The organism is Dysgonomonas sp. 521 (genome assembly GCF_010501055.1).
Classification (GTDB): Bacteria; Bacteroidota; Bacteroidia; order Bacteroidales; family Dysgonomonadaceae; genus Dysgonomonas.
Window position 1 is genome coordinate 1 of the sequence record NZ_QVMO01000103.1, and the last position, 11,249, is coordinate 11,249.

Genomic DNA, 11,249 nt, shown 5'->3' on the forward strand with positions numbered 1-11,249 from the left:
AAACTCATGGCTCAAAGAAGTAAACAGGCATAAAATGCAAGTATGCTACCATCCGGGAATTATTCTTTTTATCAAGAGAATCACCAATATTTGGTCTACCTTTCTTTGAAGCAAGACTCAACAGCAAGTATATTAACATTAGTTGAACTGGTGCTACACTGCCATGAGTTTTTTTCAAAGAAAAGATTTTTATCGTCATTATCGTTTGGTTTATTGGTAAATAATGAGCACTCAACATGACTAACGGCCCTTGGAATGGCTTATCTGTGCAGACTGAATTCTTCTATATGTATGAAGAAGATGATATACGCAGAAGCGACAATTTCCTTTGGGGGCCACAGTACAGCTCTACAGGCGAACCGATAACCGATAGCGGATACGAAAAAGACCTCGACCCTGATGGCCCGCAGGTAAACTTTACACCTGAATTCGTTTCTTTATACAACACGATACGCCAATCGGGTGTAAGAATCAAGAAATGGGAAATAGAGATGGGCAGCAACGGCTTCCTTAACAGTGATTTCTTCCCATTCCGCTACTCCGATATTATGCTGATGAAAGCCGAAATACTATGGCGGATGAATCCGGCTGATACAGAAGCCTTAAGATTGGTCAACCTCTTCAGGGCACGTGCAGGAGTAACGCCATTTACCAAATTGACGGAAAAAGACCTGCTCGAAGAACGGGGACGCGAACTGTTTATGGAGAGCTGGCGCCGTTCGGATATGATCCGGTTCGATAAATACAATGATCCTACAATCTTCAAGCCATACAAAAGCGAAGAATTCAGAAGACTATATCCTATACCTAAAGACCAGATAGATGCAAATCCTAATCTAAAACAAAATCCGGGGTATTAGCATAAAGTTTGTTGAAAGAGTTTTAGGTTTAATGGCAATAACACAGCCTTAAAGTCAGAAACCCCGGATAAGGCTGTGTTATTTCCAAGTACAAATTATAACTGGAAAGTAAAATGACAAAGAATATCGAACGAAAAATAATTACGGCTCTGTTACTCACAACTCTCATATCAGTCAATATACCGGTTGTGGCGCGTGACAGTCCGTTTACACGGAAAGGAACCGGCCCAAAATACTGGATAGCTTATGAATATTGCTGGATAACCAATATGCCCATCCCTGAAGACAGATGGAAAGCCAATATAGACTGGATGAATACTCATTTCAAATCTTTCGGATACGATATGATATGTAATGATGGCTGGATAGAAGCCGCCCAGACAATCGATAATAACGGATACATTACAAAGTATAACGACCAGTGGGAACATAGCTTCAAATATTGGGCTGACTATCTTGATGAAAGGAGAATGAAACTCGGCGTATATTACAATCCGATGTGGATGACAAAAGCCGCCTATGATAAGAATGTCAGTGTAAAAGGAACAGATATTAAAGCTCAGGACATCGCAGGCCCTATATCGTTCAATGAACCTCTGTACTGGGTCGATACGGACAGGAAGGGAGCCAAAGAATGGATCCAGGGCTATGTGAAATATTTTATTGAGGCAGGCGCTACGTATCTGCGAATCGACTTTCTGGAAAACTATGAAAAAAATTATGGTACGGCTAAATATATTCAGGCACTGGAATGGATAAAAGAAGCCGCGGGCAACGATATATTCCTTAGCCTGGTAATGCCCAATTGCTTCGATCATGGCAGAAATGAACTGAAATACGGCGATATGATCCGCATAGATGATGATTGTTTCGACGGAGGCTGGGAATTCGTAAGCGACAGGCGAAGAGGCCAGCAGAAAGCAATATGGCCTCAGTATGGGAATGCCTTCGATGGCTTCATTGGCTTCGCGGACATAGGAGGCAGGGGACAAATGATCCTTGACGGCGACTTTATGCGAATGAATACGATGGCAAACGATAACGAGCGCGTATTCAAGTTCTCCCTTATGGTCATGGGTGGCTCCGCCCTCGCCATTGCAGACCAGTATGATTCGGTCGGGGAGCATGCATGGGTGTACCAGAATACCGAACTTCTCGAACTTAATGAACAGGGATTCGTAGCAAAGCCCTTGAGCTATGACGCTAAAGATACAGACAAAAGTTCTGTATGGGCAGGGCAGTTACCAAATGGCGACTGGGTGGTCGGATTGTTTAACAGGGAAGGTACAAAGCAGGTCAGAAGCATTGATTTCGAAAAGGAATTGGGCATTGAAGGAGGAAGTACTGAAAATGTGAGGGATCTGTGGGCGCATAAAGATTTAGGCAGCATGCTTGGAGGCTATTCAGTAGAACTAGCACCCCACGAATGTAGAATAATTAAGATAAAGAATAACAGTCTAAGATATGAGGCTGAGTTCGCGTCCATGATTAATACAAAGAAAAAGCAGGATAACTTCAGATACAATGGTTGCGGCTATGCAGGCGACTTCCAGAATACAGACGCAAAAGTATTCTTTGCTGTAGAAGTTCCGGCTAAAGGTAATTATACAATACAAATAAGATATGCAAATCCGAATAAGGATACAGGAACAGCCAGCTTATACATCGATGACAAAAAAATGGCAAACCAGCTGATCTTTGCCCCTGTAAAAACAAATCGATGGGAATTAACAGAAGTAAAGGTATCATTAGAGGCCGGAAGCAATTTTATCTCCATCCAAAAAGATAAGCCTGACAACGGATACTTCGATCTCGATTATATCCAGATTGTAAAATAAGAAAATAAATAATCATTTAATTAGCCTGGCAATAACTCAATTGTCAGGCTAATTTTATATTTTAGGAGTTCATCAATCACATCGTTATGAGAACAGAGAAAGAGATATTCGATTTGCTCCTTCATTTTGCAAAAAGTAAGCCGGAGATAAGGGCTGTTGGGATGGAAGGATCGCGGACAAACCCCAACGTGCCCAAAGACATTTTTCAGGATTATGACATTTCTTATTTTGTCACCGATATGAACCTTTTTATTAAGGATGAAGAATGGATCAATATTTTCGGAGACAGGATCATTATGCAAAAGCCTGAAGCGATGTCTCTCTTTCCTCCCGAACTTGGAGGCTGGTTCTCCTATCTCATGTTGTTTGACGATGGCAATAGAATCGACCTGAAACTAGTACCTGTGAATGATGCGGACAAATATACAGAAGGAGATAAACTGATAAAAATCTTATTAGACAAGGATGGAATATTTCCTTCCTTACCCGAACCATCCGATGAAGATTATCACATAAAACGCCCTTCGAAAGAATTCTTTGACGATTGTTGCAACGAATTCTGGTGGGTCTCTACCTATGTAGCAAAAGGCCTGTGGAGAAAGGAGATACTATATGCGAATAATCATATAAACTTATATGTCCGTCCCAGCCTCCTGAGGATGCTGCAATGGAAAGCGGGCATCGGCACAGATTTCTCGAAAAGTGTCGGAAAGAACAATAAATACCTGTCCCTGTTCATCAGCCAAACAGAATGGAACCTGCTGCTCAGCACCTACAAGAACAGCAATCCTAAAGACTGCTGGCAATCATTGTTTACTCTGACAGAGCTATTCAGGGATACAGCTTTGTTTGTAGCGCAGAAGCTGGGCTATATATATCCGGTAGAAGATGATAACAAAGTAACTAAGTACCTGAAAAGGGTAAAAGAACTGCCTGATAATGCCGACACTATTTTTTCATAACACCATTCATCAAGAAAAATAAGTTATTGTTTACTCTTTCTGGATATAGAGATGCCGCACATTTCCGGGTTGGAACTTCTTTCCAGTTTACAGAACCCGCCTAAAGTGATTATAACGTCCGCCTACGAGCAGTACGCCATCAAAGGGTATGAGTTTAATGTGGCGGATTACCTTTTGAAACCGGTCTCCTTCGACCGTTTCCTCAAAGCAGTGAACAGAATACACGATGCGTTGATAAAAGAATCCAAATCAGATTCGGACGAACACATATTCGTAAAAAGCGATAAACAATTGAAAAAAATCTTATTGAATGATATACTCTTTATAGAAAGTATGGAGAACTACATACTGATACAGACCCACTCATCGAAGGAGATAGTATATACTACCCTCAAAAACATGGCAGAATCCCTATCCAAACAGCATTTCATACAGGTACACAGGTCATATATCGTGAATATCAGCCACATTAAATCCATAGAAGGGAACCTGCTTAATATACATAACCATAAGATACCTGTTGCCCGCAATCTGCGTGAAAAAGTATTTAATATTATCCTGAATAATAAACTTATTTCTAAGTAAACCCAAAATTTAGAAGCTGTATTACAATTATAAGCACCGTCTACACATAGTATTAAAGAAATAAAAACCTATCTTTGCAGAAATATTCAATCATAGATATTTATGAAGAAATCTCATTTTCTGCAAACCTTATATTTGCAAAAACCCCTTCTTCTTATTCTTCTTATCGCCACCTTATCCACCTTGCCCTGGATAGGCCTGGGAGATTTTTATACTAAAGGCGAACCCCGGGAAGCTGCACTGGCAGTATCAATGATTGAAAAAGGAGAATGGGTAATCCCCTCTAATTATGCTGACGAGTTTGCATACAAGCCACCGTTAAACCACTGGCTTATAGCCGGATTTTCTTTAGCCCTTACCGATGGAGAAGTAACACCGTTTACATCGCGCCTGCCATCCACCCTAGCCTTTATAGCAATGGTAGGTATCTGTTTTATGTTCTTTGCCCGCCGCAGGCCGATACTCGAAGCCTTCGTTTCATGCCTTATCCTGATAACGTGCTTTGAAATACACAGGGCGGCGATGACTACCCGTGTAGACATGGTACTCACTTTCTTTCTGGTAGCCGGGCTCATACAGATGTATACCTGGTACGAAAAGAAGCGTATATCGCAGCTCATTTCCGTATGGCTGCTGTTGAGTATGGCAACCCTTACTAAAGGGCCTGTAGGTGTTTTACTGCCCTGCATGATATTCGGAGTATATCTGTTGTTGCAAAAGGAGAACTTCTTCAAAGCTGCCCTCAAATGTATTATTGCCGGACTACCCGCATTTATTATACCCCTCATCTGGTACTATGCCGCTTATGAGGTAAAGGGTGAGTTATTTTTTGACAGGGTATTTTATGAAAACTTCGGGCGATTCCTCCACATGCAGGCTGCCGATATGGCTGCCGGTTATGAGTTGGGACATGAAAGACCGTTCTGGGTATATTTTGCATACCTGGTATCCGGATTTCTGCCTTGGACTATCCTACTGGTTATATCCCTCTTTTTCCTTAAATACAGTAAGCCCAAAGGCTCAATAAAGCAAATACTAACCAATGCCTTTAATAAAATAATGGCTATGGATAAAATATTGTTGTTTAGCTTTATAGTGATTGTCATATCCCTCATATTTTATTCTATCCCGGTTTCGAAACGGAGTGTGTATATTATGCTCATTTATCCGTTCATTGCCATATTTATAGCCCGTTTCTTCATTTATCTCACAGAAATGAAGCCTGCTGCTGTCCGTATTTCTACATCTATCCTCTTATCCATCGCCATCATCGCATTGTTAATTATAGCATTGGCTTACACCGGTATCATAGATGTGGAAGCGATAGCCGGAAAGTTCGCAAAACGTAAAAAGACATTGCTGGATATAAAGATTTTCTCGGATATGTTCCAAAATCCGGGATGGCTTGGTCTGCTTGGTAGTACAGTATTGCTGTGTGCTGTTGTAAACAGTATATACCTCCTGCGGAAGAAAATCAATGTAAAGATATTGATGGCGGGTTTCGGGCTTATGCTCGCGATAAATATTTTTATGGATTCTTACCTTCTTTCCAACTTCAAGAACTCCTATTCGGTACAACCTTTTGCCAAAATGCTGTCTGAAAAATATGACTTGAAAGGAAATATATATGTAACCAATGACCTTAGAAGGTATGTAAATCTTTATGCGTTGAACTTTTATCTATACAATAATTTCAAGAATATAGATTTGGAATCGCCCGAAGAAGGTTATTTCGTTACCCTTGAAAAAAATACAGATAAGATACAGCAGGAATACGGTGGAAAATACGAATTCACATTGCTGGAAACCAGCAGTAAACTAAACGAATATAAAAATGAGATGCTCTTCTACAGAATAAAAAAGAAAGATTAGCATCCGGTATAAGCAAACTTAAGAAACATACATGAAACAGCGAATTAATGACCTGATCAGGAGCAACTCCATTAAGCAGTTGATAAAATATGGAATGGTAGGCATAGTAGGCCTTGTTATCGATATGGGTGTCTATTATCTGCTGGTTAATAAGTTTTCTGTACATTATCCGTTTTCAACACATATAAGCAGCCTTTTGGGTGGCAAAATGTCAGTTGGTATGTTGGACATACTCATCTCCAATATTATCAGTTCTACTCTGGCTGTTATCAATAACTTCATACTCAACAGTTATTTTACATTCAAAGTAACGGATAACAAACTTAAGCGATTTACATCATTTGCCTGCATCGCCATTATAGGGATGATAATAAGTTCCATGTTGCTCACTTTATTTATTGGTGTAATAAAAATGGATGATATGCTGGCAAAGGCTTTTGCAATATGTATAGTAGCTGCAATACAGTTCTTAATCAACAAGTTTTTTACATTTAAACAACAATAAATCAGAATCTAGCTGATAATGTCGTTCATTTTTCGAACAATTATCAGGCAATATGCAAACAAATTATCATATTATTTGTTTTAATCATGAGAAGAGCAAAGTGATCTTGTTAATACCTGATAATTTTACAATAAACTACAATAAGCAAAACTATACTCTGTGCAATGATGTAGTTTACTTCACCTAACTCACTCTTTTAAAATTTTTAATTTGAGATGCTTAGTAAAGGTATAAGAAAATACGTATCCAATCCTGTAATAGGACTCCTCCCGTTTATCCTGTACATAATACTTCATATAGCTGGTGTGCAGGAAGAAATAGCACTTATTATTGCTTTAGCTGCTGCGATTGCGGGAGAATTCCCATTCCGTATACACTATAAGAGCCGTGGATTCAGCGTTACTTTCTATATTTCGGCCATCGCGTTAATCGTAACATTGTGCGCATGGTTATTTACCCATAAATATATATGGAAGCCAAATACGTATGTGGTAATATGCGAAGTCATGATAATCGCCCTTTTCATGCTATTGCGGGTAAGCAAAACATACATTGCGGCACGCTTCTTCCGGCAAAAGAACCTTATACAGAAAGCGCTTATGAATGAGTTTTACGATTCGGCCGTCCTCATCCAGTATTGCCTTACGCTGCACATATTCGTAATATTGCTATACAGGCAGTTTACTTTCAGCGATGCATTTTTGTACTCTTTTGATATAGTAATCTTTGCCGTCCTACCTATCCTTATCATTTTATCGATAGGAGTATACCAGATAATCAAAATAAGCAACCTGGTCTCCAAGCTTAGAAAAGAAGAATGGATACCGATTGTAACCGAGAAAGGCGAAGTGACGGGAAAAATAGCGAAGAGCGTTTCATTGAACATGAAAAATAAGTTTATGCATCCCATTGTCAGAGTTGCTCTTATCTCGGGGGCGAAAGTATATTTACAGCCAAGACCTGTAAATGATATCCTCAGTGCCGGAAAACTGGACTACCCTTTCGAAAAGTATATGTTGTTCAATCACGAAATAAACCTAGCTGCCCGCAACAGTATAAGAAAAATGATAGGAGACGATGCCGATTTCTCTATGAAGTTCGTCCTTAAATATGTATTCGAAAATGATAACACAAAACGGCTGAACTTCCTGTTTGCTGCAAGCATAAATAACGAAGACAGTATAAGGAGAACGGAAAAGATGAACGGTAAATTCTGGACTATAAAACAAATTGAAGAAGGCTTTGCAGATGAGCTTTTCAGCGAATGCTTCGAACTGGAGTTTGAATACCTGAAAAATATGGTTCTCTTACCTACAGAAATAGAAAGCATCAGTAAAGCCAATTAACCGGACTACAGGTTTTTCCTTTTCTTCCATACCTGATAGGAGTTCACAATATTCTGCCAGAGCACATAAGTTCCCGGCCCGATAGACGATATAGGATCCAGATATGTTTGTGCCATCCAGATAGCAAGGATGGTATTTTTTTGCCCTAAGCCCTGTCCTCCGGCAACTGTATCATCATAACGGCGACCCAAACGGCGACCGATGAGAAACTGCCCTACACAAATAACCAAAGCGGATAATGCAACCGCCAGCTCAACCTTATAATCGGGACTCTCCTGACCGAGAATAAACTGTACCGTCTTACCTGTAATAATAACCAGCGCAACCGACCATAGATAGAAGGGGAAAGCTTTTGCCTTCCGTATCTCGTGGTGTACCCTCGGCAATAGTTTCTTTAGCAGGAAAGCACCGAAGAAAGGAAGGAACAAGAGGATAAATACTTTCCGGAAGACGATCCAGAACGAATGTATAAACGAATCGGCCTCAATCTCCCCTGTGAAGGAAAACAGTACGGGAGCCACAACGACAATAACCATATTGCAAAGCAGGCTATAAGCAGTAAGGCTTGCCACACTGCCTCCCAGCATACCCGTAATTACAGGGGCAGAAGTAGCCGTAGGCGCCAGAATACAAATCATCGCTCCCTGCGCAACAATAGCATTCAATGGCTGTAGCAGAAGGTAAACACCTATGCTTCCTGCTATCTGGATACAAATAAGCCAAAAGTGCAGACGGGTAAAATGAATATCCTTAAACGATATATTGCAGTAGGTAATAAGCAACATCACTGCTATAAGATATGGTGTAAGGAAGGCTAATTCGCCCATATATTTATGAAATATGATACCTGTAAGCATTGCTATAGGCATCATATATGATTTTATCTTATTCAGCATAACTTGCTTATTTATGATACAAAATTAGTAAATATATTCCCCTTACATCTTCGCCTCAACAGAAAAAGTAAAAGATATTTTAACGTAAACTATAAAAAATCAGAAAACTCAAAATCCTTGAAATATTTTCCTTCTTAAATCGTCTAATTAAATAACAGCAACAAAACACATCATTTGGTATGAAAGATTACAGGAACAAAAAGGATAATGAAAAACGAACGCGAAGTGACAACGAACGGTCACAGGAACGTAGCGTATGTAAAAGTGACAAAACTACCAATGAACTGGATAATCAAAATATCAGGCTTGCCCTTGCAATAGAAGAACTGTGTTCCGATGATTTCTCTTTCGAGAGCATAGAAAATGAAGATTGAGATCCAAACCTTAAGAATTGCAGAGTAAATGATCTAAACAATCTAATTATCTGCACTAAGGTCAATAATAGCTTCGGCATGCTGTTTATCCATAACACATGCTGCAAGGTTAAACCAATGTGTGCAATGTTCCAGTATAATACTGTCACTGCTGACTACAACAGATTTATCGTATAAATTCACATCCGGATTATGTATCAGTTCTACGGAAACAGGCATATTAAATTTTGCCCGATGTTCCAGTATCAGATTTTTCAGCTTACCCGAATTGGATACAGGGCTGTCCAGATATACAAGGAGGGAAGACACTCCCGACGCGTTGCAGAAACCGGCGATAACGTCCACTGCGGATATCGTTTCGCTGATGATAGAGTAATTGCCCCGCAGCCCCGCCAAATCCCTTATACAGCCATCCCTGCCCTTGAAAACGGTGCCTGCCGACAGTAAGACCTCCAATGTTATTATCAGATTGAAACCGTCTATGTACAGTGTCTTACCTTCCAGTTCGTTAAAGGACAGCTCCTTTTGCTTTTTTATTTTCAGGCTTTCATCTGTACAGATTCCCCTTTTCAGCATCAATATCTGGCGTGCTACGCACTGATAATGGGATGAGGTAAACCGCAAGGCGCTCTCGAAAGGGTATCCGCGCCTCAGAAGAAAGAGCGTGTCGGCCATAGTGTTTACCAGCTTGTCTTTCTCCGTAATAAACAGCAACGTATCCAGCTTATCTGTACCTCTGGGTAACGGCATCTTATCTTCTTATTTCGTCTATAACCGCCCTTAACGCTCCGGCGGCTTTTTTAACCGTAATACTCCATTCTTCGGCGGCTCCGTCATCAGCGCCATCCGAAATATATTTCAGGCACAGGAAAGGAATTCCTTCTTTCTTTGCGATATATGCTAAGGGGTAAGCTTCCATATCCACAACATTGTAGTGTGTCACAGAATGATTTACCTCAAAGCTGTCTCCCGTCCCGCAAATGCCCTGCTGCAAGCTATCTATACTGATTCCATATTCAAGAACAGGCTTTTCGCCCGAAAAAGGCGTTTCATATAGTTCACATCCTAACGTTACTACATTCATATCGCGCTGTACAAACTTTGTACAACAAACTACCGAACCCCGTCCGAATTCACTGCTTCCTGCTGAGCCCAGATTGATGATTATACCCGGTTTCTCCGCCACGATTCGTTTAGTAAGGTGGTAGGCTGCATTTACTTTTCCTACACCTATAAAGAGCGGTTTATCCGCATCGAATTTATCCGCAGCCTCACTTTCTAAGGCGAAAACATAAAGCGGATTTTTGTTTAATAGTTCTTTTATCATATTAATATTATTCAGTCGCCGATTATATGCAAATATAGATAATTATGCGAGTCAAGAGTTGAAAAACACAGTCGTTTATTGTCCCGAAGGGACTGAACATGGATAACCACGGGTAAATCCCGTGGCAGGGACTGACTGAAAAACATGTCTCCGTAGGAGGCAAATAATAAAAATCAATCCTATTCGCCTCCTACGGAGACGGTCTCTTCTTATTCGCTTTTTCCACGGGTTTTACCCATGGTTATCCATATTAGCCCGCTTCGCGGACTTAGAAGCCTGACTGTAAAAACAGAAACAACAGGCTGCTGCAAAAAAGTGACAATTGAAAATCGACGGAGCGAAGCGTAGTCAAATGTGACACTTTTTTCATTACTTTTCTCTGTTACCTTTTCTTCTCATTATAACCTGTAACTGCTACTAATAGATAATTCTATTCTTTTTTTATCACCGTAGGAGGGTATCTCAAAAGTAAAACATCTCTATCAAATTGTTACTCTCTTTGTCATTGCCTCGCCTTCGCTTCGGCGAACGTTGTTTCTGAGTGCAACGAAGAATCTCGACCTACCAGATACGAGATGTTTCACTCCGTTACCAATGACGTCATTTAAATTATATCCGTTTTGACAATCATAAAATTGTGTTTTTTAGCTAGTTTACCCATAAGTCTTATTTCGTTAGCATTGA

Annotated in this window: 11 protein-coding genes; 8 read left to right on the forward strand and 3 right to left on the reverse strand. The window is 40.2% G+C overall.

Annotation, left to right across the window (positions count from 1 at the left end; all coding sequences use genetic code 11):
• Positions 1-236 precede the first annotated feature (236 nt).
• The 7 genes from D0T84_RS19375 (at position 237) to D0T84_RS19405 (ending at position 7,968) form a co-directional block, all read left to right on the forward strand.
• The gene (locus D0T84_RS19375) at positions 237-860 is read left to right on the forward strand and encodes a RagB/SusD family nutrient uptake outer membrane protein (RefSeq protein ID WP_163309505.1); all 624 of its coding nucleotides are present in this window, start codon (positions 237-239) and stop codon (positions 858-860) included.
• A 113-nt stretch (positions 861-973) separates the two neighbouring features.
• Positions 974-2,698 carry a CBM35 domain-containing protein gene (locus tag D0T84_RS19380; RefSeq protein WP_163309506.1) on the forward strand — a complete coding sequence of 575 codons (1,725 nt, stop codon included), beginning with the start codon at positions 974-976 and terminating at the stop codon, positions 2,696-2,698.
• A gap of 86 nt (positions 2,699-2,784) precedes the next feature.
• Positions 2,785-3,660, forward strand: a complete 876-nt coding sequence (locus D0T84_RS19385; RefSeq protein ID WP_163309507.1) for an aminoglycoside 6-adenylyltransferase — start codon at positions 2,785-2,787, stop codon at positions 3,658-3,660.
• 18 nt (positions 3,661-3,678) lie between these two features.
• Entirely contained in the window at positions 3,679-4,245 is a 567-nt protein-coding gene (locus D0T84_RS23350) for a LytR/AlgR family response regulator transcription factor (RefSeq protein ID WP_370525531.1), read from the forward strand.
• A 102-nt stretch (positions 4,246-4,347) separates the two neighbouring features.
• Positions 4,348-6,117: a glycosyltransferase family 39 protein gene (locus D0T84_RS19395; protein ID WP_163309509.1), complete on the forward strand. Its 1,770-nt coding sequence runs from the start codon at positions 4,348-4,350 to the stop codon at positions 6,115-6,117.
• Positions 6,118-6,148: 31 nt separating this feature from the next.
• Positions 6,149-6,622 carry a GtrA family protein gene (locus D0T84_RS19400; RefSeq protein WP_163309510.1) on the forward strand — a complete coding sequence of 158 codons (474 nt, stop codon included), beginning with the start codon at positions 6,149-6,151 and terminating at the stop codon, positions 6,620-6,622.
• 215 nt (positions 6,623-6,837) lie between these two features.
• Positions 6,838-7,968, forward strand: coding sequence for a hypothetical protein (locus D0T84_RS19405; RefSeq protein WP_163309511.1), 1,131 nt, complete (start codon positions 6,838-6,840; stop codon positions 7,966-7,968).
• Positions 7,969-7,973: 5 nt separating this feature from the next.
• On the opposite strand, the gene D0T84_RS19410 is transcribed toward D0T84_RS19405, so the two are convergent.
• A complete protein-coding gene (locus tag D0T84_RS19410; protein WP_163309512.1) occupies positions 7,974-8,864 on the reverse strand; it encodes a bile acid:sodium symporter family protein in 891 nt (296 codons plus the stop codon).
• Between the two features lie 179 nt (positions 8,865-9,043).
• On the opposite strand from D0T84_RS19410, the gene D0T84_RS19415 reads away from it, so the two are divergent.
• Positions 9,044-9,238 carry a hypothetical protein gene (locus D0T84_RS19415; RefSeq protein WP_163309513.1) on the forward strand — a complete coding sequence of 65 codons (195 nt, stop codon included), beginning with the start codon at positions 9,044-9,046 and terminating at the stop codon, positions 9,236-9,238.
• A gap of 42 nt (positions 9,239-9,280) precedes the next feature.
• On the opposite strand, the gene D0T84_RS19420 is transcribed toward D0T84_RS19415, so the two are convergent.
• Together D0T84_RS19420 and D0T84_RS19425 are read right to left on the reverse strand one after the other, a co-directional pair.
• Positions 9,281-9,988, reverse strand: coding sequence for a DUF434 domain-containing protein (locus tag D0T84_RS19420; protein WP_163309514.1), 708 nt, complete (start codon positions 9,986-9,988; stop codon positions 9,281-9,283).
• Position 9,989: 1 nt separating this feature from the next.
• Positions 9,990-10,565 carry a 5'-methylthioadenosine/S-adenosylhomocysteine nucleosidase gene (locus D0T84_RS19425; RefSeq protein WP_163309515.1) on the reverse strand — a complete coding sequence of 192 codons (576 nt, stop codon included), beginning with the start codon at positions 10,563-10,565 and terminating at the stop codon, positions 9,990-9,992.
• Between the last annotated feature and the right edge of the window lie 684 nt (positions 10,566-11,249).

What these genes read in the sequence shown, in the direction of transcription:
- D0T84_RS19410 (WP_163309512.1), bottom strand. Translation starts at nt 8,864, where the DNA reads ATGCTGAATAAGATAAAATCATATATGATGCCTATAGCAATGCTTACA.
- D0T84_RS19375 (WP_163309505.1), top strand. Translation starts at nt 237, where the DNA reads ATGACTAACGGCCCTTGGAATGGCTTATCTGTGCAGACTGAATTCTTC.
- D0T84_RS19385 (WP_163309507.1), top strand. Translation starts at nt 2,785, where the DNA reads ATGAGAACAGAGAAAGAGATATTCGATTTGCTCCTTCATTTTGCAAAA.
- D0T84_RS19395 (WP_163309509.1), top strand. Translation starts at nt 4,348, where the DNA reads ATGAAGAAATCTCATTTTCTGCAAACCTTATATTTGCAAAAACCCCTT.
- D0T84_RS19380 (WP_163309506.1), top strand. Translation starts at nt 974, where the DNA reads ATGACAAAGAATATCGAACGAAAAATAATTACGGCTCTGTTACTCACA.
- D0T84_RS19425 (WP_163309515.1), bottom strand. Translation starts at nt 10,565, where the DNA reads ATGATAAAAGAACTATTAAACAAAAATCCGCTTTATGTTTTCGCCTTA.
- D0T84_RS19415 (WP_163309513.1), top strand. Translation starts at nt 9,044, where the DNA reads ATGAAAGATTACAGGAACAAAAAGGATAATGAAAAACGAACGCGAAGT.
- D0T84_RS19400 (WP_163309510.1), top strand. Translation starts at nt 6,149, where the DNA reads ATGAAACAGCGAATTAATGACCTGATCAGGAGCAACTCCATTAAGCAG.
- D0T84_RS19405 (WP_163309511.1), top strand. Translation starts at nt 6,838, where the DNA reads ATGCTTAGTAAAGGTATAAGAAAATACGTATCCAATCCTGTAATAGGA.
- D0T84_RS19420 (WP_163309514.1), bottom strand. Translation starts at nt 9,988, where the DNA reads ATGCCGTTACCCAGAGGTACAGATAAGCTGGATACGTTGCTGTTTATT.